The organism is Clostridium estertheticum subsp. estertheticum (genome assembly GCF_001877035.1).
In the GTDB taxonomy this organism is placed as follows: domain Bacteria; phylum Bacillota; class Clostridia; order Clostridiales; family Clostridiaceae; genus Clostridium_AD; species Clostridium_AD estertheticum.
The window spans coordinates 3025108-3048690 of sequence record NZ_CP015756.1; the positions used below are offsets into that span (position 1 = coordinate 3025108).

Genomic DNA, 23583 nt, shown 5'->3' on the forward strand with positions numbered 1-23583 from the left:
CTCCTATTTAAAAAATGTATTTTGTGATTCTGTTGCTTTTACAGCCTCAGCCTTTTCTTTCGCAAGCCTTGAACCTAGTCCGCCCTCTTGTCCTTCTGTTCCTCCTAATGTCCCCGCTACACCACCTCCTAAACTACCTGTGCCTCCTAAATTTTCTTCCGAAAATAAATAAGGGTCAGATTCTTTTAATAATTTAACCTGGTCTTCTAGTCCCAAGAAAGCTTCTCCATCTAATTTTACTTTCTCCATATCTAATAAAGCTTTTAGAGCTTTTGAGTTTTTAGGTTTATAAGTTCCTAAAGCTTTTTCAAATTTACCATCAAAATTTATTTGAGTTAATTTTGCTTCATACTCCGTACTAGCCTTTAAATTAGCTGTTTTTAAATTTTCTATTTCTGTAGTCAGCTCCGCATTATCTTTAACTTTGCCCTGTAAAACCAATAGATCTGCATCTCTTTTCGCTATATCTGTTTTATATTGTATAATGCTATTATTTGCAGTATCTAAGTCCGTTTTCTCTGCATACTTTGGATTCTTTAGTGTATCAACAAGCAATGTATTTTCTTTATCCGCTTGTATTTTATCAAATGAAGTTTGTCCCTCTACGTCCCCTAAAATCTTTTTTAAATATTCTAATAATCCCATAATTACCTTTCCTCCTTAATTTTAAACAAAATAAAAAGCCTTATTTCTAAGACTTATTAAAAGCACAATTTATATCTTTGTAAAGATTCTTTTTTAGTTGCTCAGCTATTTCTTCCATGCTAGTATTAATAGCCCCATATTCGCCAATATTAATTGTTATTGGGGTATGTTTTCTAGCTAATAGTTGTGCCGCTGGCATTGTATTTGATAACCCAATGCTACCTGTAATAGGCTGTGATCTTCCAGCTATAGCACAAGCCACCATTCTTTTATCATCACAGTTATCTCTATGTTAACATTTTTTACATTTATCATGCAACTTACTTAGTGTCATCATTCTAACCCACCTTTTAGACAAAATAAAAAGCCTTAAACTAAGGCTTTCTTAAAAAAATTATTTTTACCATGTAAGCTTATCTACACCTACTACTTTTGTACCTTGATACATAATATTATCAGCGCTGGCTCCAATTCCTACATGTATGCCATAATAATCGTATAACCCACCCAAATTATCTTTTGTAGGAGAAGCCATATCTTTGTTATTAATAGACATTTGGCTACCTAATAATCTGATAAAACTATCTGCTAAACCTTTAGCTTTATCTTCACTAATAGACGCATTTTTGACAGTAATGGCAAATACAATTTCGTTACCATTTATTTTTATATACCCATCAGAAACTTCTGAATTTTTCTTCATTTCTTGCATAGCGGTATCAATCGCAGTTTGAGGAATAGCAGGTAATTTCTTTTCCTCACTTTCACCGCAACCAACTAAACTAAGTATTAAAATCACGCCTATTAACCCTAAAATTATTTTTTTCATCTTTTGTCCCCTCTTTCTTACAATATTTATAATTAATATTGTAACATAAAAGGTATAATTTATATAATTTATCAAATAAATTCATTTCCATATTCGCTATACCAGCTATCTAAATTTGAATTACTCCTACCATTAACCCAACTATTCAGTTCTGTTCCTATATCTTCCATGGATTTTTCAATAACTGGAGTAAAATAACATACTCCCATGGGATGGTCGAGTGGGAGGTCATCGGGCTTGTATACTTTCCCATCTCTACTTTTACAAAGCTCGCATGTTCCTCTGTGACTATTAGATATATTCCACTGGATTCCTTCCACAAATGGATTAGCTTTACAGGACCTTTGCAAACTTAATTGATAAGCATGAGATATTGACGTAATTGCAAGCCTAAGGCTATTATATTCTACTTTTTTATTGCCAACACCAGGATATATCTTTTTAAAGTCCCAACTTTTTCTTACCTCTGGATTAACATAATCAGCTAAGTCATTTGCCAAGTCATACACACTTTTCTTTTCGGCTATGCCTTTCTCAATTATATAATCAAAATCTGCATTAGCTTTGCCATTATGGACCCACAATCTCTTGGATAGTCCTTTCCCATCTTTATAAAATCTACCACCAGTTAGTTCAGCCAGTGCGTCTTTTGGTATATTAGAGAACATGCTTGAAAAACTTTCTTTAGTATTTAAATTATACTTTATACCTAGCATATTGAAAAAATCTATCTGAATAGAATTAGCACACTCAGCACTTTTAAGCATAGATTTTTCTATATTGGGTTTTAAAAGTTTATTTAATTCTTTTATATCTAATTTTAATTGTTTTTCATAATCCTTTAGCCAGCGTTCATTCAAACTTCCTTTATTCGCAGTTTTTGCCCTTCTATTCAAGTCTTTTGCAACATCTTTATATAAATCTCTAGTTTGCTTTATACTATCTTTTGTTATTTCTATTCTTTTATTTTGTGCTGCAAGAACTAAATTTAAATATTCATTATTCATTTTAATTACCTCTTAAGAATGGAATTTATAATTGCTCCATCTGCCCCTGCTCTGCATCTGAAATTGTAGTTATATCCTCTGCTATTTCTTGCATTACACTTTTGGTATCTTCTTCATCTGTAAAATCTTTTATATAACTTCTGTGACTTCTAACATTGGACTTTACTTCTTCTATTGCAATTCTACGCTTATCATCCTCATCTTCAGGAACAGGATAATTTTTTCTAATTACCATATTATATTGGAGGTCATTCCACGTTACGTCCCAATCATCATAGCACTTAAACTGTCCACTGGCTTCAACTATAAGCCTTATCATACTTCTGATAACCGGCTCCCAATCGTGCCATTTTTCGGCGCAGCGAGAAACGAGTTCAGAATAAACATATTTTAAAGTTTTGGCGGACGGAACGTTTTTTAGTTGTTCCGGTTTTGGAATGCTTAATTTTTCATACATAGAATCTTCTAATCTTTTAATAAAATTTTCAGCCGCCGCTGCATTTTGAAAAGTACTTTCAATTTTCTTTGCATCTGCTGTTTTACCGCTTAGAGAAACTAGAGCCAGTAAAGAGTTAGGAGCTATTTTGGCGTTATTAACACTGTCTTCCGTAGCATCTTTTATTATATTTAATCCAAACATATCAAATCTAATTGCATCTGCTGAGTCGGAAGTTCTTCTGTTTATTTGATTTTGCAGTGGAATTAAATCCTTTATGTCACTAATCCCACTTGGATCACTAAGACATTGTTCATTTGTAATAACCCAACAAGGGATTTTTCTGAGTCCAGTCTTTTGTTCTGTTGAAGTTATAGGCTTATCTAAATTGTCACCGTTAAAAGTTTCAGTTTTCAGGTAGCAACTAGATTCTTCACCTTTTTTATTTGACATAAAATAAGTATATCTATTCCATATTTGTTTTGATTCCTCTGCATTTATAGTTGATGCATCTTGTTTTACAATCATTGCTTTATTTAATTTAATGCTATCATTGGCACTTAGCTCATAACTAAAATCATTGAAATCATGATAATATAATTTTATAGGTTGTCCAGGATTAGCCTCTAGCCTTAACATTACCCTTTTAGTTACAGTTGCAAGTCTAAAGGCCTTTAAAGTATCGCTCCAAAACCTATTTGCTTTAAGTATTGCATCTATATATTGCCTTAATTTTTCACAAGATTCTTTATTTTCTTTATTGAATGGTTTTAATAACAAATCAGGAGATTTACCAAACATAAACCTAGCTTGTTTTCCTATAAGGGGTTTAACCTTATTATCTATAACCTGCGAAGGAACGTAGTCTAAGTCATCTGTATTGATCCAACTTTGTCCTAACAAATCATTATCCATTACTGCAGCTTCCTTGTTTTCTTCTTCACATTCGCCACGATAAAATAATAAATCTTTCAATATTTTTTTTCTTTCTATTTTTTCTTTAAGATTTAAGCCTAATAATTTCTCTGTTGTATCTCTTAGACCCATTAAAATACCCTCCTTCCCTTTCTTTCATATTTTGCTAGTATATTCTGTTTAAGCCCCATCCCTTTGTTATAAACTTCATCATCATATTTAGCATTAATATATTCTATTTCATCAATTCTATTGGCTACTTCAGCAACAACGTCTGGAAAATCGTCATGTAAGCTATGTTCGCAACCTGAGAAATCTTTTATTTGTTCAATAGCCTCAGTATCCTCTTCATTGAAAATTATCTGTCCCATGTTTACCTTTGCCACTATGGTGTTGATTTTATCATCTTTATTTCTAGTCTGAGGGAAATTGACGATTTTAATATAACGGGCACTTAATTGAACATCATTTTTTATTAATTCCTCAAAACGAACACAATCTGCACCACCATATGTATTCTTTTCCACCCCTAAATGAGTTATATCCGGGTATTTTTTCAATAACATAATAGTATGATTTATGTAATCCTCATACTCTCTATTTTTTTCAAACTTGAAAACCTCACCTTTTCTAATATATTTAAGACTATTTTCGCACACACTACAAACAGCAAAAGCAAAATAATCCTTATTCTTTGTTTTGGTTTTAGTTTTCGTACCTGAAGGATCTACGCAAAGCATAGTTTTTATAAATTCATGACTTTCAATTATTCCTTCTGATTCTGTAGCAATAATTTTGAATTTCTTTTCTCCTATGGAATCTACATCGCCCTGGACTTCTTGTTTAAAAGAAGTTGGGTTTTCGTAGTAACTTAGGGCCATATCTAAACAATCCCAAAATTCAGCCCATAGCACTGGGTATTGCATATTATCCCTGTTAGCCCAGTAAAATTCCTTAGCATCCTCTAAATGACTTTCATTTTTAAAATTAAATAACAATGTTTTAAATTTAAGCCATAAACCAGTGTTAAAGTAATAATCAAGTCCATTAACATTTTGACCTTTTTCATTTATAAAATCATCAATCAGAACACCTCTGTCATTTTTAAACTTCCACGTGGGCTGTTTAATTAGCCTAGAATAAAAACACTCTTTATGTTGGAGAGTTCCTAGAGCTATAAGAGTTGTCCCTTTTTTTACTATCTTACCTTTACGTCTTACCGCTTTTTGTACTGCAAACTTAACATCATTCGAGTACCTGGTCCACTTCTTAATTCTAGCTTCATCAGTCCTGCAGTCATCTATGCTTTGGAAATCATCTAAAATTATTAAGTCAGGTCTACAATTATCATATTTTCTACCACGCATACTTGAATTAGAAGATATAGCCTCTATATAAGTCTTGTTTGTAAATTCAAGTTGAGTTGTATTACAAACATATCTCTTATCCTTGTCATCAAGTAATTTACCAAACGCCTTATATATATAATCATTATTCAAAAATGTATTTTTTATATCCTTAACAAATTTCTCAGCTGTGCTTCCTATATCAGAACATATTAGTGTGTATTTCTTGAATCCATAAGAATGACTCCACATTGCAGTAGCAAATGTTCCAAATGCAGACTTACCAGTTCCCCTGGGTTCTATTCTTCCAATTTGCTCATTACCATTTCCGATAACTGATTCTTGAATTTCGCTCCATATTTCTCTATGCACATTTGCTATAGGCGCTGCTGCATTATCTTCTTTGGGTAGAAATACGTCCTGAAGGAAATAGAGACAAAAAAATTCTAAGGATCTTTTACCTAAAGAATATGCAAGCCCATGATATGAGAATAAAGTATCTTTATATTTCATCATTAATTCTTTTGATTTTTCAGTGCCATATAATTTAACTAAATATATATATAATAATTTTCGATTTTGTTTGCCCTCATCCATGAACTCACTTCCTTTGCAAAAGAAAAACACCCACTAAATAGCGAATGTTAGTTGCTGATTATTATTTTTTAAATTAAACAGTTGCTACAGCTTCAGGGTTTACATCTTTTAATTGAAACTGGTTTGTTGCGGGTGTCTGATATAAAGCAGTAACAGTAATAACACCGTCTTTATCTTCATACATACCTTTGACTATTGCAGATACTTCGGTATTTGTGTTTGGATCAATTACAGTTACAGCAGTATCTAATACGAGAACTTTTGCTTCTTCAATTTTCATAATAATTCCTCCGTTTCTTGTCAATTTTATTGTTATTTATTCCTTCTATATTTATATTTAAATAAGACACCACTCTTATTCGAGCAATGTCTTATGGGAAGGGCACATTATTTTCAAGGTCAAAAAATGTTGGGGAAAATATATAGGCAACCCCACGATTTTAAAAGCATTTTCAAAATAAGGGTGGTGGGGGTCTTTTATATTTTTATACAATAGAATACAACTCTAGTGTTTTAATAAAAAAAAGAAGGTATCATTAACCCTCTTCATACTGTTTTACTAATTTATAGAATGTAGTTCGCTTTAACCCTAACAGTTCCATTGCTTCATTACCTTGTAGCTTTCTATTCTTATACTTAGTATATACATCCTCCCAATTGCTTGGATACTCAATGACTTTCCTGCCTTTGTATACTCCATTACCTTTTGCTATTGCTATGCCCTCGCGTTGTCGCTCTAACATATTCTCACGTTCAAACGTATTGATAGCCCCTATCATTGTCAGCATCAACTTACCTGTTGCTGTTGAAGTATCTATTGCTTCTTTACTACTAACTAAATGAATACCCTTTGCTTGGAGTTGCTCTACTATATCCAACAGATCCTTAGTACTTCTTGCCAACCTATCGAGACTATGAATATAAACTGTATCACCTTTTCTAGCAAACTTAATTGCCTCTTGTAACTTAGGTCTATTGGTATCCTTAGCACTGACCTTCTCAGTGAACCATTCATCTATATCATACTTCTTTAATCCATCTACTTGCCTTGCTTCATTCTGTTCAATTGTTGATACTCTTACATAAGCAATATTCATTATTCGCACGCTCCCTCGACTAACTTCTTAACAACATTATACAACATGTGTTCGTTTGTCGTCAAGCACTTGTACGAATAAATATTCGTTAATTGCAAAAATAACTCTATACGAATAGTTTTAACGTATTCTTATGTATTCATTTAAAGCATGCCTTAAATGAACTATATATTAGGTTCTTTATCAAATTCTTTGATTTCTTCATCCAGTACATCAACTGGTACATTGTCCTTGGTATCTCTGCCATCACTCAGTTCTATCTTTGTCGCATTGCTATGTGACTTATCGAGTATCTTTGATGCAGCATCAAAACTTCTTTTCTCATCGCCCGAATCCATTTGCTCATCCAACACTCTCACTGCTTTAATAGATAAGTAAGATATCCTATTCTTGCTCTGAGTTAAAAACTCCTGCTTACATCTGTCGACCTCAGCCGCGAATTCTTCCGATTTCTCCCAATTATAAAATGTTGCTCTATTAATGCCAATAGTTGATGCAATCTTAACAACATCAATACCCTGTGCTCTCATAAGTGCTGCATTAATTTTTCTTTCATCTAATATATTAACACCTCCTATCTATTAGACACTCTACATCTCATATAAGCTATTTAAATTTATTTTAATGCAATTACACCTATACAAGTTTATTTCTCTAATCTGCTTGTATATGGCTCATATTATGCCTTTTACAATGAAATAAGAGCACCCTGTATTGGATACTCTTTCAATAATGATATTATACAACGTTCACTTTAAACATTAATTAATTTTACTTTAAACTTTATATAAAGAATTGTTAAATATTTATTAGAGTTGATAATTTGTTTATAACTATAGCTTTAAGAGTACATATCCACTCTTCAGTTAATTCCAATCTAATGCCTATCAATCTATTATTTAACTTGTCAAAGTATCTGAGTTTTATTATATCAAGATCTCTTGGTTCTAATGTTTCTAAAGCATTATCTATTTTATTGATCTTAATCAAAGTCTCTCTTTTAGAATCTTTTAAAGTGGCAATTCTTTTTTCTCTACTAACTACTTCATTCTCAACAGAACTGTTAAAACTATTTGTAGGTGCTGACTTCTCTTCATAACTTATACCAGAGCATCCCACATACTCCATTTGATCTATTTCAAGATCAATATTCTTAACCTCTGCTTTCATAGTCTTATAGTTATATAAATAATATTCTGTTGCTTTATATAAACTCAATTATATGCCCCCCTAGTCTTACGTTCATTCTAATTTCTTAATGAAATCTTGATTTATTTTCTTTTTAGCCTCTAATTTAGCTAATATCTTCCAATCTTTTCTATTAATAGCTACTTTGATGTCTATATTAAGCTGATCTATTCTTCCTAAGTACATATCTTTAAAATCTATTCTAGCCATTATTTAACCTCTTTTAATTTATTTGAAATTATGGCGTTACACTTTTTAAAAGCTTTATAACCGTTGCAGTCATTACGTTTGATAGCATTTTATTGCCTTTTAAGCTTGTTACACTTATACGAGTACATGTAGCGCCTTAAAACCTTGTCATAGCCTAGCTTTGAACTCCATGTTACACTGTTACACTTTTAAAAAAACAATGTATATATGTATAGAAAGAGGTATATATATATTAGTGTCTCTCTATACCTTATCTATATATATATATATATTTACTGTAATACTGTAACTATATATATATAAGGAGGTTCAAAACCCTTGGTATATATGGATTTTGAAGGTGTTACACTTTTCTAAAATAACCGTAACTATGGTGTAACAACCCTAAAATACTGTAATTTATTGATAAAATCTTTTATTTTCCCAGCATTTCAGCTTTTTACCCTTCTTATTTTTGATTGGTTCAGCTATAAATTCCTCCTGAGCTTCATTTATTTCACTTAATAGTATAGAGATTTCTTTAAAAGCAGGTCTAATTGAATCAACTACATTTCTAAACGCATCACAGAGATCTTTCGCTGCTTTACTCAAATTTATCATTAATTCTGACATTTGCTCTTTATTGAGTCCAATACCTTTAACCATTATTATCTGAGAATCAGTTAAATTTAATCCTTCATATTCTTCCCTGAGTTCTTCTATAATCTTTTCATCAATTATCATTTAATGTTACCACCTCCCATTTTTCCGGAAGGTCAGAGCAGTTAACTATGCACCATATTTCCCATTCTCCATAAACAAATAAAGGACATTCACGACAATGTTTATGTTTACTACATTCAGCTTTAATTTCTTTTAATGCACTTATAGCCTCAACTCTATCCATTGCTTCCCCCAATTTTAAATTTAATTAAATTTGAACTCATTTTTAACTATTCACTTTCTTTCATTTGTCTACCTGGGCATGTACCATGGGCTATTACAGTTCTTATTGCATGTTCTTCTGTAAAACCAGCTTTTATGAGTTCATCATAGTAGACCTTTTGGAGTTGTGCTATCATTGTGCATGTATTTATAAACTGTGGTAGTTCTGAAATAAATGTCTCTCGGCTTTGTTTTAATGCCAGGGCGTTAACTGTAGTTTTGTATATATCTGTATCAGCTGCCTTTTGTTTTTTATTATTATCCATTTCAATCTCCTTTTGTATAGGAATATTAATATTGTCTTCCGGGTGGTTCTGGTGCTGGTGCATTGGAATGAGTCACTGTCTAGCATCAAGCAAAATCAAGATTACTGGCTCATTATTTTTCTTAGGATATTGTTGTATTCTTACTTATACTATTTAATATTTTTTCTTTCTTACAAATTTATAAATTGCATATCCTATAATAATTAATATAATAACTGTTGCTACATCACGCCCTCTTGAATAGGTACTTGACTGACCAGTAGTTACAATATTATTGGGATACATAGAATGTTGTGATATTGCCTGATACATCCAGTAATGTGACCAAAAGTTATTGCTAGAACTGAAACTATAATAAGCTGGTGTAAAATAAGTATGATAAGTTGGATGTACATAATTAGTATTTATATGTGTAGTCCTATAAGTGTTGTACATTTTATAAGTTGTAGAACTTGTACTATTATGTGGCACAGAACTTTTATAGCTACTACTTTTTGGTGTACTAGTTTTTGAAGAACTACTACTTTTAAATCCAGAACTACTTGATGAGCTCTTTGGCGTAGAACTTACATGGGAACTATTACTTGATGAATGAAAACTTGAAGATGAATGAAATCCTCCTGAGCTCGAATGACTACTTGAGGATCCCCTCGCTATTACTAATTGTGAAGGTAAAGCCATCATTATGCATAATACTAATCCTATTATTATTTTTTTATGTTTTCTCATTTTCTACCTCTTTTAATTATTTTTGTTAGTTCACGATGTTTTTGAACTGCATATTTAAAATTTATCCATTCTCTCATATACTTTTTTACTTTCTGTATACAATAAATAACATGGATATTGCTTCCCAGTTCCTTTGATATACGCAATTGGTTTGTTATATTTTTTAGAATAAATAGAACATAAGAACATTATAATATTTGCTAACATTTTAAACCTCTCTTCCTTCAGAATGTTTTTGCAGTGCGACGTAAAAATACCCCATAATTCAGTAAATGAATAATGCGGTATTTATATTAATTATTATACTAAGTAGAAAGTCTTTAAATTGAAATTTTACAGTTATGACTTATTATTTATTGTACTTTCAAGTTTAGGAATTAGTTCTTCTAAAACAATTAACACTTGACATGCCATTTCGTATACAACTTGATTGATAATAGTCTCTTCACCATACTGACCAGATACTAGTTTCACAGACCCATCAATAACATGCAGTAATTTATCTTGTATTCTTGGATCAACGTGGACTCCACCTAATTTATTTGCTGCCCAAAGAACTAGTTGACTCCGTGTATATCTAATATTACCTTCGACGTATACTATCTCTTTCCAATAATCTTCAAATGCTTTTTTTATTAAAAATGGTGCATCAAGACATGGTCTCTTTTGTCCAATTGTAAACCCAATATACAACGAAGTATATGCATCTATACGGGTCTGATCTTTGCCTTTAAAATAAATTTCTATACCATTTCGTGTCGCTAAATCAGGCAGTATGGAAAGAGATTGATCTGTTTTATGAAAAATCGTTCTTAAAGTAGCTGCCATTTTTAAAGCAAAATGGCCCTTACCTTTTTCATATTCACTAAATTCTACTTTTAAGAAATCGAATTGGTCTTTTAATCTACTTAAATACTCTTCATCTGTAATTACATACATTAATAATTCCCCCTTGTATAGACATTAGATACTATTACAAAATTACATATTAATTTATATTGAAATTATAACATTATTTTGATATTTTTTTATACCGCTATTCAATTTTCAAAGAACTATTTTATTTCGTACTATAGATTCACTCAACATCAAACTTTTGCCTTGTAATATTTTTATAAAAGTGGTAATGTTTAATGTGTAAATCAGGGGGTGATTTGATTGGAACTTAAAACATTAGGCAAACAATTAATCGTTATTAGAGATAAAGTCATTAAAGAACATACTGCTGAAGGTAACTCTGATAAGCTACAAGAAGAGTTACTTAATAGCATAGCCATCATGTCTGCCGAGATAGCAGGAGCAATGATTTATGAATACGAAAAATTTAAAAGCGAAAATGATTAATTACATGAAGGTTGCTCCACTGAGCAACTTTTCATTTTCCATTTCTAACTATCGTATTTCGTCATTTTTAGCAATTCCGTACTATCTCTTAGTTGAATGGGATTATATTGTCATATCCTTTTATTTCTTCTAATTCATTAGGAAGTATCCTCGTTACATCAAGTTTTCGGAACATTTCAACATCACAGGTATCATATCTCACCGTTTTTCTATCTGCTAAAGTACCTAGATTTATAGATTTATTTCCTTTACCAGTCAAATAACCTGCCTTCATAGCCTGTTTTCTAAAGTCTTTTAAGTCTAACGGGATCCAATTACTATTAACACTTCTTAAATATTCATTTATTTGATTTAACATTTCTGAACTTTTGAGATATAGGCAATCATCCCTTCGTTGTATAACCGTCTCAATCTCGCGAATTCTATTATCTTCTATCATAGAATTATATTGTTTAAGCATTAGTTCAACTTGAGACAAAGCTTCGTTCCCATCGTCCAAAACTTCTTCTTCTATATTTCTAACAATATATTCTACATGTTTAATTATTTGTTTAAGTCCTAGCTTTTTTAGAAGTAAATTGAATATTTCTATCCCAGAACATACATTGATTGCAGTATTTAAGGTCCTATCTCTTAATCCATCTATTTTAAGAGCTGCGGCTTCTCTTATACTTTTATAGTCTTCTGTACTTAATCCCAATATAGTTTCTATTAAACTTTTACCTAGTTTATTTAATAATGGTTCATTGTTAGTCAACCAAGCCATGTTTTGAGTATGTTTTGGGGTTCTTTCCTTTTTAGATAAATAAATTATACAGGATCTTTCCATCAAAGCTTTTTCTGCATTCGGAAAACATTCTTCTCCAACTAAAACCATGGATCTATTAAGCTGAAAACATTTATTTTTAAAACTTTTATCTCCCCTAGAAATTGTGGACCTATCATATAAATTTCTAAAGATTCCACTCAATTTTGAAACTTTATGATTATCCATTTGACTAGGCTTGTACTCTTCAAATAATGATGGATAATTACCTTCACTCAAATTTTTAATGAGAGCAAAAGGAGTTATATCACCAATAGAATTTTTATCTGACAAAGGATAATTTAGCAGAGGAGCTATAACCTTTTCTAGAATGGTACTTTTACCTCCTCCACTTTCTCCAATAATAAAGAGAAAATGATTTTTTAAATTTAATGCCTGGCTTTGTCCTACAGCTAAGAAATTAACTATTGATCCAATGATACTAAAAGTTTTTTCAAGCGTGGCAAATGTGAATAAATGTTCCATTACTTCAGTTAACTCTTCACAGTTTATATTTTCAATATTAACTAAATTAAGTTCGACGCCATCTTCACATTTAATGGATGTATCAATTTTCCCTTTTGTAAATGAACCATCATTCGTTATAAGCATTTGATCCATGAATTTTACACCGGTATGAACTTGTTCTACATCTAAGGCAAAATAATTATTAACCCAGGTCTTTAACATTGTTAAATCATTAATATTCCCTGTAAAGGAAAGGTCCATAGTACCTAGGAATCCTTTAAATGCTCGAATATCATCAAATACGTTTACTTCATCCAGTCTCTCTATCTTAGAGCCTGTGAAAGACCTCATCACTAGTTTTACACCTTCATTATCTTTATCTATGAAATTAATTCTTGAAGCTTCTAATAAGTTGAAATTTGTTATATATATTTTATTAAAAACTTCTTCGTCACCTTTGCTTTTAACCATTTTATAGATTCCATTGAAATCTTGTTGTAATTCAAATCTACATTTTAAATCTAAACTTCGCTTAAATGCCTGGTATAAGTCATTCTTAGTGTGTCCAGATTCTAACCAGTCCGTTACATCTTTGTTATCTCCAAGTGCTTTAATACCTTGAAGATTAATTATTTTAAAGGATGGAGAATCTTCTAATAACTCAAATTTAATATTTTCTATATACTTTGTACCTGCAGCTCCAGTGTCACCGCAAATGAAAATTTTAGCACCCCGTAACATTGAGAAATCTTTAAACCCTTTGCTACTTGTAACTACATAATTTTTGTTTTTAAGTATAGAGTTTAAGGTGTTAGCATCTTTCTCACCTTCAGTTACAACTATTATTTTATCTTGTCTTAACCCAATAATTACGTTATATAGGTTATATAATAATTCATCACCTTTTCTTTTATTTATAACTTTACCATTATCAATATGATAATATGATGATGCTTTTTTCCCATCTGGTTTCATAAATTTAGCTTTATAATATACAGGATTATTATCTCTATCTACAAAATTAAATATTGCTAGTAACTTGAAATCTTTTTTAAACGCAAGTGTTTTGATCTCCCAATCTATATAACCTCTAATTTCATCAATTTGTGTTTCTTGTAAAGTTTTTTCTAATGGAATTCCAAGGTACTCTCTAGCTTCTGGGTACTTCATGTTTCTAGTTTTCATAATGAAGTCAACCGCGTCGCCTTCTTCACCGCATCCATAACACTTATATCTCTCCTTATTTGCATTGCTTAAAAATTTAACTGCAAGTGAAGGAGTTTTATCCTTATGAAACACACAACAAATTTTCTTTTCTCTATTAAATCGTTGTCCAGTTTCAGTTTCTATTAATGATTTTAAGTCTATATCCTCAATATCCATTTATCCGTATCACATCCTTATGCTGCATGTTTCACATTTTATATCCCATTTTTATTGCTTTGTAATACACCATTATCAACCCACACACATCAAACCTGGCATCATGGAACGATATACCATCGTCACCATAAAGCCTTTGTAATTCTCTATCAAATTGCTTACTTTCACTATCTATTTTTAAAAATTGCATTGTCTCCTCTAATTTAGGAAACTTGTATTTACCATATTTGCCTTTTAACTTTATAATATTGGTGAAGTGCCTCATTGTACAAAAGCTTTCTCTAATTTCAAAAGGATATTGGGCTCTTTCTATTTCAGTCTTTACAAAATTAACATCAAATGGAGCATTATGAGCTATAAAAATCCCATCTTTTAAATCATCTGCAACTTCTGCAGCAATATCCTTAAATGTTTTTCCACCTGAGAGGATCTTCAATCTTTCTACCGAAAACCCATGCACCTTTTCTGCGCCTGGATCAATATAATCACAACTAAGAAAGAAATTTTTAGCCACCGTCACCTTATCATCCTCGGTAATCGTATAGGTGAGTTGGCATATTTGTCCTGGCTTAAATCCACTTGTTTCAGTATCTATAAATAATTTTTTCAAAAGTGAACCTCCTCCTATGCATTTACTTTATTTGCTCTAGCTTTTGTATCCCATCTAGCTGCTTTATATATTTTAATTTCAATTTTATTTTCAATTAATATCTGTTTCAACTTTACCGGAGAACAGCCCAAACTTAATGCAGCTCTATTCATAGACCCATATTTTTCATAAAGTTCAATTGCTCTATTAACATCAATTGTTTTTACGTTGGCCATTAATCTCACCCTTCAACTTTTAGATTTTATACATCTACTTCTTCAGGTCCAATATCCATGTATCCACCCTTTAAAAAGTTTCTTACAGCATAATGGAGTATTCCGAATATCTCTTCCCCTGAATCATTTTTATTTATAAATACAGTGTTGGTAAGAAACTGATCCTGAAGACTTCTTAATCTGGCCATAAAAGATTTTGGTAGATATAAACTTCTATACTTACCAGCCTTTATATTTTCCCTCCCATGTTCATCCTCTATCAATAAAAACATTTTAATACCTTTCTCTTTAGCTCTTCGTAACTCTCTTATAAGTCTTATATCATCATGAGTATCAGTTTCCTCACCGAGATTCCCAGCCAATTCATCTACAGAATTTTTACGTTCAACTCCTATAGGGAAATATAAATCTCTATATATGCCCATCTTTTCACACTTAGTAATAATTGCGGTATAGTCACCTTCATCAATTTTTTGCCTTTTATAACTGATTTTTTTCTTGTCAAAATAATCTAAAATATGTTGATTTTTATTTATTTGTTCTCGTGTATCATATAAAATCATGAAATTTTCTTTCAATAATTTTTTTATTTCTGTTTCTGTAAACTTATAATTCATTTTCACTTACCTCTTTTTAATATATTTTTAATCCTATTAGCAATTCCGGTACCAGAGCTTTCAAGATATTCATTTTTCGTTGTCAAAATTGCAATATCCTTACTTAGCCTCTGAATGTTATCCTTATAATCTTTAAGTAATGATCTATAATCTATTGTCATAGTTTCAGCTGCTAATAATTTTCTTTTACAAAGTGATAGATCTTTTTCAAGTACTTCATCTTTTTGTAACAAGATATAGTATTTATAGATATATTCTTTATTAGTTTTTTTCAAAAATTGATTTTCATTTTGCTCATTTTCATAAGCATCTTCTAGGCTATTAACTAATTTAACATGAGCATTTTCATATAAAATCTTATGTTTACATTTTTTTAATTCTGATTTCAATCTTTTGTTTGCAATCCTTAATTTTACTGATTTAATATTCATGCTTATTCCCCCTTTATTATTTGGTAGTCAATTGATACTTTTAAAATGTGACAATATCAATTGACTTAGATTCTTTGGGTGATTTTCTGAAACTATACCTTCGCCACTGAAGCTAAATTATTATAAAAATCATTATATTTTTTTAATAAATCCCATCTATCAAGGTAAATATTATATATACTGTCCCTGCCAAAATTCATTGAGGTAACTCTTAAATCACATCCTGGTATAATAAAAGTTCGTTCTATATTTTCATCTTCATCAAGTGCAAATATTAAGTATAGGTCACATGTTGCATATTTTTTGTTTATTCCTACAGTATGAACTCGACTTCCATGTGATATATAAACTTTTGATGATTTTACATCGATACTGATCTTCCCATTTGCCAGTATATCAAATGGATATTTACAACTCATTTGTTCAGCCGTATAACCCATATTTTCAATTAATATTTTAGCTTTATCTTCGAATATATGACCAAGCTGTGTTTCAGACTTCTTTATATTGAGTCCCAACTTAGTTGCCCATTCGTTAAATCCACCAGTTTTAGCAATTTTATTCGAAAGAGAAGAATCTCTTAAAATTAATTCTGTTTCCGATGCGCTAGGCATTCTATTTATATCCAATATCCTCATAACTTCATAGATTTTATTTTCTATAAGTTCATCACTCCACCTAATGCCATGTACATATCCCATAAAAACCCCCTTGTTTCATCCCATTATTTGTCAAAACGGAATGTCAGAATCGTCCAGCGGAGTTACGTCGCTTACGCTTCCAAAATCATTATCCCCAGCATTGGTTCCAGTATTATTCCCACCATTAGAATTATTATCTTTATTTTTATTATCTAAAAAATCAACCTCATCTGCTATAATTTCTGTTTTATATACTCTCACTTCATCCTTCATATAGTTAGATGTTTGTATAGTTCCAGCTATAGCTACTTGACTCCCTTTTCTCATATAATTTGCGGTTGCCTCGGCTTGTTTGTTAAACACGGTTACTGGAAGAAAGTCTGCGTCTGGTTGTCCTTCTTTTTTAAATCTTCTATTTACAGCAATCGTAAATTTACATACTGCAGTTCCTGTCCCCTGAGCGAATCTAAGTTCAGGATCCTTAGTTAATCTTCCGACTAAAGCTACTTTATTCATCCTAATCCACTCCTTTTTATTGCCCATCATCGCTTATATTCCCTTATCTTTCTGAATTTCCACGTCTTAGTCGTATTATAATCATCAACATTTTTATCATTATTTTTCTCTTTAAGCCTTTTTTCTTCTATTCTTTTGTTTACATAAGCCATAAAGTTTTTCTTGTTTTCAGGAGTCATTTTTACCCCACCTCTAGTCCCTCTATAGCAATGTAAGTTGGTATACCAGTTAATGCTTCTATCTCTTTTTTAAATCGTTCAGGCTCTCCATTGTTATGAGATAAATGGATTAATGTTATTGTTTTAGTTTTATATAAATCCCAAGTGCTTAAAGTTGTTTTTAAAGTTTCTAAACTCATATGAGACTTAAATGTCCTTTGGTCCCGTGGATCTAACATATCTATAGTTGATTCTGAATAATTACATTCAATTAATATGTGATCTATATCTTTGAACTTATATTTTAAATAGTAAGTATCTGTTGCAAATAAAACTTTTCCTATTAATTTGTGTTGTATTATATAGCCTAGATTTTCACACTCAGATTCATCAGAATTGGTGTGCTGGCAATTGAATGGCATTACAGTGAATTCACCTATTTTAAAGGTACTTTTAGACTGTACTAATATGCTTTTATGATAATTGTCATATTTGAATTTCACTAAAACTTCCATTGGAGCAGCTATCTTTGGAAAGTTTTCATATATCTTTTTTAAACTTTTACAATGATCTTCATGTTTATGAGATATTAAGCATCCCACAACCCCTTTTATGCTATAATTCAGACCTTTTAAAATACTTTTATAATCTATTCCACACTCAATAACTAACTTTTCTAATCCAGATTCGATAATATAACAATTGCCAGAACTTCCTGAGGCTAATACTTTAATCATTTAGTAAGGATCATCACCTTTCTCCTCACTTTTTTCATCATTTTTATTCTCAACTATTTCAGCGTCTATTACTTCCGTATCATCTTCAGGTGTTTCATTTATATCAAGTTCATCTTTATTAGCTTCATTTTTAATTTCTTCTTTAACTTCATGCTGTACGTTGATTATTTTATCTTCATCGACTCCAAGTTCTTCTTTAGCGTATAATGCGCCTACTTCTGTAGGGAACGCTTCTCTTAAGGCTTGGACTAGTGCAACTTTCCTAATCATCGTGCTTGGTTTATTGGTCCATATGCTCTTACCTGTGCTGTATTCAGTTAGCGCAACCTTTGCAACAACTGGATAATCTTTTCCTTCAACGAAAATTTGTGCCCATCCACCTACTAAAACGTCAGTCTTAAGCTTGAAGCAACCTTCTAACTCTAATATTTCCTTTTCTCTGACCACTATTATTCCGGCTTTATGACCTTTATATCTTGGACTTTCTTCAGCTTTTCTCATAAGTGCTTCTTTACCAACTACTATCTGTGCATCCTCACCAAATTTAACTAAATATGCCTCATTCAAAAATGGGTTAAGTTTTCTATATTTACATAAGTTCATGAAGATTACTAGCTCTTTATCTGTAACATTTTTAGTTCCTCTTGCTATAAATGTTTTTACTATATTGGCGGTTAATTTAACCTCTTCGTCTCCAACTGTATATACCATTTCTTTTTCCAATAATGTTACTGCACTGCTTTTGGTATTATTTTTTTCTGTCATTTATATTTCCTCGCTTTCAATTTTGGGATTATTATTTTTTATACATTTGCACCATTCAGGATCAACACTGTACGTCTTAACATAATTCTCATCACTATAGTTTTTAACCCAAGCATTCCCTGCATTAGAAACTGTAACAATATTTCCATTTACCTTGTTGGCCCATGTGTTTCTTGATGACGATCTATTATTGTGATATATCTTTCGCATATTCTTTAAAAGCTTTTTCTTGCTAAAAACATAAACATTGCCTTTTACAAATTGCTTTGACATTTATAATTCACCTCAACTTCTTATATTTCATTAAGTTCTTTTTGAAGTTTTACACGTTTGTCTATAAATTCATTAAGTAGAACTGGTCTGAGTATTTCATAAAGTTCTCTATTGCTATTTCCACCGTTGCTATTACTGTTTTCAATACCTGCATGCCGTCTTACTAAGTCTTTAGCGCCACCAGGTACTTCGATACTAATCTCACTTAAAGCCTTACTGTTATTTATTAATTCAATTGTTTCATTTATTACAGCTAGTTTCCTAAATAATTCTTGAGCTTTTCTAACTCTTATTTGCATGTATTGGAGTGTTTTTATATCCACTTTTACATCACCTCAACTTTTAACTTTTTATCTTTACTAACAATTAAATTAATTACCTGGCTATCTACATCAATTATTTTATTTACAGATTCTTTGTTATCAATAAAAATTGGTGCATTGACACCATAATGGGTGCACAGTGTATTTATAATATCTAATCCAGCATTAATCTTTGCAGCAGTATTCAGATTGCTAGTAAATGGAACTCCATTTATGCAAGGCTCACATACTTCTTCTAGTCCGCCGTTATTTTGGTTCCTGAACATTTTAAAAGTTACATATTTGAACTTAGAATTAACTGTCTCTTCCAATAGTTGTACCTTAGTCCTTATAAATTCTTCAGATAATATTTCTATGCCCTCTAATTCAGCTATTTTCTCGCTTACCTTTAACTCTTCGGCTTTAAGCGTTTCAATTCTTTTTAAAGTTTTTTCATTAGCATCCTTAAACGCAAGTTGATTTTCAACTTCTTTTAAGCTTGTTTTTAACTCAACTTTCTTAGCATTTAATTCCGTGGTATCTGCTGCTTTATAATTTTTAATTTTATTATCTAAGCCTTCAATTTCTGTTTTAATATCTTTAGTTTCAGAAGATTCGCCTACTGGTGCAGTTTTAAGTTCTTGCAATTCTTCTTTTTTTGCATCTAATGATTTTTGAATTAGTGCCTGATCTCCTTTTTGATCTTCTATTTCTTCATCCAGCTTCGTAATTTCTAGATTTAATCTTACTATTTCTGCTTTAGTTGCCTTACCTTCAATAACATTTTTTTCTATTTTTTTAACTTTTTCTAAATTGAAGTTACCTTCTAGCTTTATTTTTTCGGCTTCTATATCCTCAGTTTCAAATTTCCGTTGACAGGTTGGACAAGTGCAACTATTTTCATCAAATTCAAACTTTAATTCCTTTATAGCTTTATAGGTTTCAAGTAATTTCTTTAATCTGGGGTCAAGTATATTAGCTATTTTATTTTTCTTTACACGTATAGAATCTGCATACTCAAGTACAACCCCATTTGAATGTCTTACACTAGATTCTTTTGTCCGTATATCACTTTCTAATATTTCTCTTGGTTTATTCTTATTAGCATTAATCTTATATTCAAGATCCAATAACTCAGATTCTTTTTCCCTAAATTCAGATTTTAAAGTATATAGGCCTTCATTTTCTTTACTTTTGTCTAGTAATTGAGCTTCAATACTTTTTATAGCGGATTCAGTATCAGTTCTTTGAATTTCTAATGCATCAAAGTCAAACTCCTGGATGCTCTTAGTAGCTTCATCAATCCTAGTTGGCAATTTTATTCGGTCTTCTTTTAACTTATTAACTTTGCTCCTAGTCATTTTCATAAGTTCATTTACTGTATGCTCTATTAAATGTTTGCGAAGTGATTCAAGTTCTTTCTTAGAATCAAGTACAGTCATATTGTCTAAATCTCCAACTATTTCAGTTATAATTTCCATCCTTTTTTTCTTATCTAAACTAGCGAAATACGTTGGACTTGTAAGCAATTTAAAAGTATCTTCATTTAGTAAGCTTCCTATATACTTTTTATACTCTGTGACCTTCATTGGAACATCATTTACGTAATACTCTGATTCGTGGCCTTTGAAGTCTAACTTAGAAGTACCCTTAATCTTAGTGTATTTTTCTTTATATATCCTTTTTAAAACTACTTGTTTACCATCTATATCCAATGTAGCTTCAATTACGGTTTCAAGGTTATGAATATGATTATTATTTGAATCTAATGGTTGTGCATCAAATTTAGCGCTATCCTTGCTATCTTTATCAAATAATAAGAAAGTAAATGCATCAGGTATAGTTGTTTTTCCAGTTCCATTCTCTCCATAGATATTTGTAACTTTTCCAAATTTAATTAATTGTTCAGTAATACCTTTAAATTGGATGACTCTTAATTGTTCAATTATGATGTTCATTTATATATTCCCTCCCCCAAGTTTTATAGAAGTTTACTTTTGCCAATATCTTTCAAACAACTTTTACAAATATTTTTTCCTTTATAGTTAACTAGATCATTATTGTTCTCACCACAAAGTATGCAGTCAGGTGTATATTTTTTAAGAATTATAGTATCATCCTCTGTATATATTTCTAAAGCATCTTTAATAGCTATACCCAAAGTTCTTCTTAATTCTATTGGAATAACTACTCTTCCTAACTCGTCCACTTTTCTTACTATTCCTGTACTTTTCATAATTAACATTCTCCTTTTAATTTGTTTTTTAATTTATTTTTTCTAAAACTTTGTTTGTTTTATATTTTTATTGCCCTGTTGGATCCTATACACCATTGCGATGCTATGTGGTTATCTTTATTAAAATATAATTATTTGACTATAGATTTATCATTTTTGTTGATGCACTCAAAATGATTGCTCTTACATCTTCATATGTTGCGATTTTCTGTTTTAGTGCTTCGATTTCTCGCTCTAATTTTTTTCTTTCAATGGGGGAAAATCTTTCTAACTTAGTACCTTCCAGTTCTTCAATTTGTTGAAGATTAAACCTTATCCCAGGAACTCCTTTTACCGCTGTTATGATTCCAGCCTTTCTGCAATTCTCTACCGCTCTTACAGTTAACTGCCATCTACCGGCAATATCTTGCTGTGTTAGCAATTTATACTCCACTCCTTCCTTTGGTAACACTTCTTTAATAGTCTCATTAATAATTTTTATTAAATCATCCTTGCTAATATCCATATAATTCACACTCCTATTAAGTTTTCAATAGTGTGTGTGTTTAATTAGAAATTTATTATTTATATCTTCATTACTTTTCTTTTTTTTATATTTTTATTGCCCTCTGTTGGGGAGCCTGTACACCCTTGCGGTGTAACTGGGTTAGAATTATCAAGATATGATTATATGACTATGCTTCCTTTGAATAGATACCTTCTGCACCTATTGATAACATTCTTGTGATTTTTAATTTTAAATCTGCTATTTCTTTATCCCTCAATTCAACTATTATGTTTCTACTTTCCAACTCTTTTTCAAGTTTCTTTCTTTGTAATGGAGAAAACTTTTCAAGTTTAGTACCTTCTAGCTCTGCAATATGTTGCGGTGAGAATCTTATTACCGGCATCCCTTTACATGCTGTTAGAGTTCCCTCTCTTCTCCAGTTATCTATTGATGTTTCAGTTACTTGCCATCGTTCCGCTAAATCCTTTTTAGTTAAAAGCCTGTCCATTACTTGCCCTCATTTTTTATACTATCCAATAATTTAAGTAGTAGTTCAGTGTATTCAACATCTTTTTTCATTTGATTTTGTCTCCTCCCATGCTTTTAAAATTAGTAACGGTTCAATATTGAATTTTTTTGAAAGCTTTTCAATTCTTCCTGCATTCATCTTTCCTTTCCCTTTTTCAATGTTGCTGTACTGTTGCCTGCTGATTTCAAGTATTTCAGCTAATTTCATTAATTTTATCCCGTTGTCTAGCCTAAGCTGCTTAAGATCCATTTCGTTCCCCTCCTTTGCTTCATCCGATACATTTATAATAACTGTAATTTGCTTTTTAGCAAACTCTTATATTTTACCATTTAACCACATTGTCGCATACATTCTCTAATAAGCTCGGATTATATCGAATTTAATCACATTTTCTTTTTGGCAAATTTAGTTTGCCTACTTTACATTTATGTAAAATCATATATAATGGTAATTGAGGTGATTGTGTTGACAATAGTTGATAGATTAAAAAAATTTAAAAGCGAATTAGGCTTAGAGAACAATAAAGAAATGGCTACTCTATTAAAAATAGGTGAATCATTTTACAGTTCAATTGAGAGTGGTAAGAAGCCAGTGAGCAAAAACGTTTTACAGAGATTAGTAGTTTTATCTAAGCTTCCTGAGGAATATTGGAAATATGGAATAACTGATGAAGTGGAACTAATAGAAAAAAGAGAAGAGTTTAAATGTTTAAAGGATGCCATAAATCAATTAAGCAATATTGGGTTATTAAAAAGCGGTAGTAAAGATTTTAGTTCTTCTGTTGAAGAAGTTTTAATTGCTGCAATGAAAGCAGATGTGACACATATATTAGAAAAGCAAAAAATAAAAAAAGAAGCTATTAAGGAGGATTAATTTA

At 31.0% G+C, this 23583-nt stretch carries 36 protein-coding genes; 2 read left to right on the plus strand and 34 right to left on the minus strand.

Features of this window, described 5'->3' with window-relative positions:
- Positions 1 to 3: 3 nt before the first annotated feature.
- The 17 genes from A7L45_RS13980 to A7L45_RS14045 all read right to left on the minus strand — a co-directional run bounded on the left by A7L45_RS13980 (position 4) and on the right by A7L45_RS14045 (position 11128).
- Positions 4 to 645: a phage scaffolding protein gene (locus A7L45_RS13980; RefSeq protein ID WP_071613360.1), complete on the minus strand. Its 642-nt coding sequence runs from the start codon at positions 643 to 645 to the stop codon at positions 4 to 6.
- 46 nt (positions 646 to 691) lie between these two features.
- On the minus strand, positions 692 to 910 hold the full coding sequence (locus tag A7L45_RS13985) for a hypothetical protein (RefSeq protein WP_084647468.1): 219 nt from the start codon (positions 908 to 910) through the stop codon (positions 692 to 694).
- A 135-nt stretch (positions 911 to 1045) separates the two neighbouring features.
- Positions 1046 to 1474, minus strand: coding sequence for a hypothetical protein (locus A7L45_RS13990; protein ID WP_071613361.1), 429 nt, complete (start codon positions 1472 to 1474; stop codon positions 1046 to 1048).
- Positions 1475 to 1545: 71 nt separating this feature from the next.
- Positions 1546 to 2481: a hypothetical protein gene (locus A7L45_RS13995; protein WP_071613362.1), complete on the minus strand. Its 936-nt coding sequence runs from the start codon at positions 2479 to 2481 to the stop codon at positions 1546 to 1548.
- 25 nt (positions 2482 to 2506) lie between these two features.
- Complete coding sequence (locus A7L45_RS14000; protein WP_071613363.1) at positions 2507 to 3964, minus strand: phage portal protein; 1458 nt, start codon at positions 3962 to 3964, stop codon at positions 2507 to 2509.
- Positions 3964 to 5775 (minus strand): hypothetical protein, encoded by a 1812-nt coding sequence (locus A7L45_RS14005; RefSeq protein WP_071613364.1) that lies wholly within the window; start codon positions 5773 to 5775, stop codon positions 3964 to 3966. Before A7L45_RS14005 ends, A7L45_RS14000 begins: the two co-directional genes overlap by 1 nt.
- A 73-nt stretch (positions 5776 to 5848) precedes the next feature.
- A complete protein-coding gene (locus tag A7L45_RS14010) occupies positions 5849 to 6079 on the minus strand; it encodes a hypothetical protein (protein WP_207647737.1) in 231 nt (76 codons plus the stop codon).
- 232 nt (positions 6080 to 6311) lie between these two features.
- Positions 6312 to 6872, minus strand: coding sequence for a recombinase family protein (locus A7L45_RS14015; RefSeq protein ID WP_071613366.1), 561 nt, complete (start codon positions 6870 to 6872; stop codon positions 6312 to 6314).
- Between the two features lie 164 nt (positions 6873 to 7036).
- Positions 7037 to 7402 carry a phBC6A51 family helix-turn-helix protein gene (locus tag A7L45_RS14020; RefSeq protein WP_071613367.1) on the minus strand — a complete coding sequence of 122 codons (366 nt, stop codon included), beginning with the start codon at positions 7400 to 7402 and terminating at the stop codon, positions 7037 to 7039.
- A gap of 268 nt (positions 7403 to 7670) precedes the next feature.
- Positions 7671 to 8090: a sigma factor-like helix-turn-helix DNA-binding protein gene (locus A7L45_RS14025; RefSeq protein ID WP_084647469.1), complete on the minus strand. Its 420-nt coding sequence runs from the start codon at positions 8088 to 8090 to the stop codon at positions 7671 to 7673.
- Between the two features lie 24 nt (positions 8091 to 8114).
- Entirely contained in the window at positions 8115 to 8270 is a 156-nt protein-coding gene (locus A7L45_RS23275; RefSeq protein WP_169829600.1) for a hypothetical protein, read from the minus strand.
- 399 nt (positions 8271 to 8669) lie between these two features.
- The gene (locus A7L45_RS14030) at positions 8670 to 8993 is read right to left on the minus strand and encodes a hypothetical protein (protein ID WP_071613368.1); all 324 of its coding nucleotides are present in this window, start codon (positions 8991 to 8993) and stop codon (positions 8670 to 8672) included.
- Positions 8983 to 9156 carry a hypothetical protein gene (locus A7L45_RS23280; protein WP_169829601.1) on the minus strand — a complete coding sequence of 58 codons (174 nt, stop codon included), beginning with the start codon at positions 9154 to 9156 and terminating at the stop codon, positions 8983 to 8985. Before A7L45_RS23280 ends, A7L45_RS14030 begins: the two co-directional genes overlap by 11 nt.
- Positions 9157 to 9202: 46 nt before the next feature.
- Positions 9203 to 9460 carry a hypothetical protein gene (locus tag A7L45_RS14035; protein ID WP_071613369.1) on the minus strand — a complete coding sequence of 86 codons (258 nt, stop codon included), beginning with the start codon at positions 9458 to 9460 and terminating at the stop codon, positions 9203 to 9205.
- Positions 9461 to 9613: 153 nt separating this feature from the next.
- Positions 9614 to 10189 (minus strand): hypothetical protein, encoded by a 576-nt coding sequence (locus tag A7L45_RS14040; protein ID WP_071613370.1) that lies wholly within the window; start codon positions 10187 to 10189, stop codon positions 9614 to 9616.
- Positions 10190 to 10243: 54 nt separating this feature from the next.
- Positions 10244 to 10396 (minus strand): hypothetical protein, encoded by a 153-nt coding sequence (locus A7L45_RS23285; RefSeq protein WP_169829602.1) that lies wholly within the window; start codon positions 10394 to 10396, stop codon positions 10244 to 10246.
- Positions 10397 to 10528: 132 nt separating this feature from the next.
- Positions 10529 to 11128 carry a hypothetical protein gene (locus A7L45_RS14045; protein ID WP_071613371.1) on the minus strand — a complete coding sequence of 200 codons (600 nt, stop codon included), beginning with the start codon at positions 11126 to 11128 and terminating at the stop codon, positions 10529 to 10531.
- Between the two features lie 219 nt (positions 11129 to 11347).
- Here A7L45_RS14045 and A7L45_RS14050 point away from each other — a divergent pair, with 219 nt between their 5' ends.
- Positions 11348 to 11533, plus strand: a complete 186-nt coding sequence (locus A7L45_RS14050) for a hypothetical protein (protein WP_071613372.1) — start codon at positions 11348 to 11350, stop codon at positions 11531 to 11533.
- A gap of 88 nt (positions 11534 to 11621) precedes the next feature.
- Here A7L45_RS14050 and A7L45_RS14055 read toward each other — a convergent pair whose 3' ends face one another.
- From A7L45_RS14055 to A7L45_RS14130, 17 genes are all read right to left on the minus strand, one after another.
- Positions 11622 to 14189, minus strand: coding sequence for a CHC2 zinc finger domain-containing protein (locus A7L45_RS14055; protein WP_071613373.1), 2568 nt, complete (start codon positions 14187 to 14189; stop codon positions 11622 to 11624).
- Between the two features lie 31 nt (positions 14190 to 14220).
- Positions 14221 to 14799 (minus strand): 3'-5' exonuclease, encoded by a 579-nt coding sequence (locus A7L45_RS14060; RefSeq protein WP_071613374.1) that lies wholly within the window; start codon positions 14797 to 14799, stop codon positions 14221 to 14223.
- Between the two features lie 14 nt (positions 14800 to 14813).
- Positions 14814 to 15014, minus strand: coding sequence for a hypothetical protein (locus A7L45_RS14065; protein WP_071613375.1), 201 nt, complete (start codon positions 15012 to 15014; stop codon positions 14814 to 14816).
- Between the two features lie 26 nt (positions 15015 to 15040).
- A complete protein-coding gene (locus tag A7L45_RS14070; protein WP_071613376.1) occupies positions 15041 to 15631 on the minus strand; it encodes an ERCC4 domain-containing protein in 591 nt (196 codons plus the stop codon).
- A 2-nt stretch (positions 15632 to 15633) separates the two neighbouring features.
- Positions 15634 to 16062 carry a hypothetical protein gene (locus tag A7L45_RS14075; protein ID WP_071613377.1) on the minus strand — a complete coding sequence of 143 codons (429 nt, stop codon included), beginning with the start codon at positions 16060 to 16062 and terminating at the stop codon, positions 15634 to 15636.
- 92 nt (positions 16063 to 16154) lie between these two features.
- The gene (locus A7L45_RS14080; RefSeq protein ID WP_071613378.1) at positions 16155 to 16763 is read right to left on the minus strand and encodes a hypothetical protein; all 609 of its coding nucleotides are present in this window, start codon (positions 16761 to 16763) and stop codon (positions 16155 to 16157) included.
- Positions 16764 to 16793: 30 nt separating this feature from the next.
- A complete protein-coding gene (locus A7L45_RS14085; RefSeq protein ID WP_071614985.1) occupies positions 16794 to 17219 on the minus strand; it encodes a single-stranded DNA-binding protein in 426 nt (141 codons plus the stop codon).
- 26 nt (positions 17220 to 17245) lie between these two features.
- Positions 17246 to 17398, minus strand: coding sequence for a hypothetical protein (locus A7L45_RS23290; protein WP_169829603.1), 153 nt, complete (start codon positions 17396 to 17398; stop codon positions 17246 to 17248).
- A 2-nt stretch (positions 17399 to 17400) separates the two neighbouring features.
- Entirely contained in the window at positions 17401 to 18114 is a 714-nt protein-coding gene (locus A7L45_RS14090) for an MBL fold metallo-hydrolase (protein ID WP_071613379.1), read from the minus strand.
- Positions 18115 to 18879, minus strand: coding sequence for a phage recombination protein Bet (bet, locus tag A7L45_RS14095; protein ID WP_071613380.1), 765 nt, complete (start codon positions 18877 to 18879; stop codon positions 18115 to 18117).
- Positions 18880 to 19152: a hypothetical protein gene (locus A7L45_RS14100; RefSeq protein WP_071613381.1), complete on the minus strand. Its 273-nt coding sequence runs from the start codon at positions 19150 to 19152 to the stop codon at positions 18880 to 18882. It abuts the gene before it with no gap.
- Positions 19153 to 19172: 20 nt separating this feature from the next.
- Positions 19173 to 19475 (minus strand): hypothetical protein, encoded by a 303-nt coding sequence (locus tag A7L45_RS14105; RefSeq protein WP_071613382.1) that lies wholly within the window; start codon positions 19473 to 19475, stop codon positions 19173 to 19175.
- 2 nt (positions 19476 to 19477) lie between these two features.
- Positions 19478 to 21412 (minus strand): AAA family ATPase, encoded by a 1935-nt coding sequence (locus A7L45_RS14110; RefSeq protein ID WP_071613383.1) that lies wholly within the window; start codon positions 21410 to 21412, stop codon positions 19478 to 19480.
- 23 nt (positions 21413 to 21435) lie between these two features.
- Entirely contained in the window at positions 21436 to 21690 is a 255-nt protein-coding gene (locus A7L45_RS14115) for an AbrB/MazE/SpoVT family DNA-binding domain-containing protein (RefSeq protein WP_071613384.1), read from the minus strand.
- A 139-nt stretch (positions 21691 to 21829) separates the two neighbouring features.
- Positions 21830 to 22195: a histidine kinase gene (locus A7L45_RS14120; RefSeq protein WP_236900452.1), complete on the minus strand. Its 366-nt coding sequence runs from the start codon at positions 22193 to 22195 to the stop codon at positions 21830 to 21832.
- 169 nt (positions 22196 to 22364) lie between these two features.
- Positions 22365 to 22685: a MerR family transcriptional regulator gene (locus tag A7L45_RS14125; RefSeq protein WP_071613385.1), complete on the minus strand. Its 321-nt coding sequence runs from the start codon at positions 22683 to 22685 to the stop codon at positions 22365 to 22367.
- 54 nt (positions 22686 to 22739) lie between these two features.
- The gene (locus A7L45_RS14130; protein ID WP_071613386.1) at positions 22740 to 22955 is read right to left on the minus strand and encodes a helix-turn-helix domain-containing protein; all 216 of its coding nucleotides are present in this window, start codon (positions 22953 to 22955) and stop codon (positions 22740 to 22742) included.
- A 216-nt stretch (positions 22956 to 23171) separates the two neighbouring features.
- Between A7L45_RS14130 and A7L45_RS14135 the strand changes: the two genes are divergently transcribed.
- On the plus strand, positions 23172 to 23579 hold the full coding sequence (locus tag A7L45_RS14135; RefSeq protein WP_084647470.1) for a helix-turn-helix domain-containing protein: 408 nt from the start codon (positions 23172 to 23174) through the stop codon (positions 23577 to 23579).
- Positions 23580 to 23583 lie beyond the last annotated feature (4 nt).

Excerpts from the sequence above, each read along its gene's own strand:
- A7L45_RS13980 (WP_071613360.1), bottom strand. The coding sequence starts at position 645 with ATGGGATTATTAGAATATTTAAAAAAGATTTTAGGGGACGTAGAGGGA.
- A7L45_RS13985 (WP_084647468.1), bottom strand. The coding sequence starts at position 910 with ATGGTGGCTTGTGCTATAGCTGGAAGATCACAGCCTATTACAGGTAGC.
- A7L45_RS13990 (WP_071613361.1), bottom strand. The coding sequence starts at position 1,474 with ATGAAAAAAATAATTTTAGGGTTAATAGGCGTGATTTTAATACTTAGT.
- A7L45_RS13995 (WP_071613362.1), bottom strand. The coding sequence starts at position 2,481 with ATGAATAATGAATATTTAAATTTAGTTCTTGCAGCACAAAATAAAAGA.
- A7L45_RS14000 (WP_071613363.1), bottom strand. The coding sequence starts at position 3,964 with ATGGGTCTAAGAGATACAACAGAGAAATTATTAGGCTTAAATCTTAAA.
- A7L45_RS14005 (WP_071613364.1), bottom strand. The coding sequence starts at position 5,775 with ATGGATGAGGGCAAACAAAATCGAAAATTATTATATATATATTTAGTT.
- A7L45_RS14015 (WP_071613366.1), bottom strand. The coding sequence starts at position 6,872 with ATGAATATTGCTTATGTAAGAGTATCAACAATTGAACAGAATGAAGCA.
- A7L45_RS14020 (WP_071613367.1), bottom strand. The coding sequence starts at position 7,402 with ATGAGAGCACAGGGTATTGATGTTGTTAAGATTGCATCAACTATTGGC.
- A7L45_RS23275 (WP_169829600.1), bottom strand. The coding sequence starts at position 8,270 with ATGGCTAGAATAGATTTTAAAGATATGTACTTAGGAAGAATAGATCAG.
- A7L45_RS14030 (WP_071613368.1), bottom strand. The coding sequence starts at position 8,993 with ATGATAATTGATGAAAAGATTATAGAAGAACTCAGGGAAGAATATGAA.
- A7L45_RS23280 (WP_169829601.1), bottom strand. The coding sequence starts at position 9,156 with ATGGATAGAGTTGAGGCTATAAGTGCATTAAAAGAAATTAAAGCTGAA.
- A7L45_RS14035 (WP_071613369.1), bottom strand. The coding sequence starts at position 9,460 with ATGGATAATAATAAAAAACAAAAGGCAGCTGATACAGATATATACAAA.
- A7L45_RS14040 (WP_071613370.1), bottom strand. The coding sequence starts at position 10,189 with ATGAGAAAACATAAAAAAATAATAATAGGATTAGTATTATGCATAATG.
- A7L45_RS23285 (WP_169829602.1), bottom strand. The coding sequence starts at position 10,396 with ATGTTAGCAAATATTATAATGTTCTTATGTTCTATTTATTCTAAAAAA.
- A7L45_RS14045 (WP_071613371.1), bottom strand. The coding sequence starts at position 11,128 with ATGTATGTAATTACAGATGAAGAGTATTTAAGTAGATTAAAAGACCAA.
- A7L45_RS14055 (WP_071613373.1), bottom strand. The coding sequence starts at position 14,189 with ATGGATATTGAGGATATAGACTTAAAATCATTAATAGAAACTGAAACT.
- A7L45_RS14065 (WP_071613375.1), bottom strand. The coding sequence starts at position 15,014 with ATGGCCAACGTAAAAACAATTGATGTTAATAGAGCAATTGAACTTTAT.
- A7L45_RS14070 (WP_071613376.1), bottom strand. The coding sequence starts at position 15,631 with ATGAATTATAAGTTTACAGAAACAGAAATAAAAAAATTATTGAAAGAA.
- A7L45_RS14075 (WP_071613377.1), bottom strand. The coding sequence starts at position 16,062 with ATGAATATTAAATCAGTAAAATTAAGGATTGCAAACAAAAGATTGAAA.
- A7L45_RS14080 (WP_071613378.1), bottom strand. The coding sequence starts at position 16,763 with ATGGGATATGTACATGGCATTAGGTGGAGTGATGAACTTATAGAAAAT.
- A7L45_RS14085 (WP_071614985.1), bottom strand. The coding sequence starts at position 17,219 with ATGAATAAAGTAGCTTTAGTCGGAAGATTAACTAAGGATCCTGAACTT.
- A7L45_RS23290 (WP_169829603.1), bottom strand. The coding sequence starts at position 17,398 with ATGACTCCTGAAAACAAGAAAAACTTTATGGCTTATGTAAACAAAAGA.
- A7L45_RS14090 (WP_071613379.1), bottom strand. The coding sequence starts at position 18,114 with ATGATTAAAGTATTAGCCTCAGGAAGTTCTGGCAATTGTTATATTATC.
- bet (WP_071613380.1), bottom strand. The coding sequence starts at position 18,879 with ATGACAGAAAAAAATAATACCAAAAGCAGTGCAGTAACATTATTGGAA.
- A7L45_RS14100 (WP_071613381.1), bottom strand. The coding sequence starts at position 19,152 with ATGTCAAAGCAATTTGTAAAAGGCAATGTTTATGTTTTTAGCAAGAAA.
- A7L45_RS14110 (WP_071613383.1), bottom strand. The coding sequence starts at position 21,412 with ATGAACATCATAATTGAACAATTAAGAGTCATCCAATTTAAAGGTATT.
- A7L45_RS14115 (WP_071613384.1), bottom strand. The coding sequence starts at position 21,690 with ATGAAAAGTACAGGAATAGTAAGAAAAGTGGACGAGTTAGGAAGAGTA.
- A7L45_RS14120 (WP_236900452.1), bottom strand. The coding sequence starts at position 22,195 with ATGGATATTAGCAAGGATGATTTAATAAAAATTATTAATGAGACTATT.
- A7L45_RS14125 (WP_071613385.1), bottom strand. The coding sequence starts at position 22,685 with ATGGACAGGCTTTTAACTAAAAAGGATTTAGCGGAACGATGGCAAGTA.
- A7L45_RS14130 (WP_071613386.1), bottom strand. The coding sequence starts at position 22,955 with ATGGATCTTAAGCAGCTTAGGCTAGACAACGGGATAAAATTAATGAAA.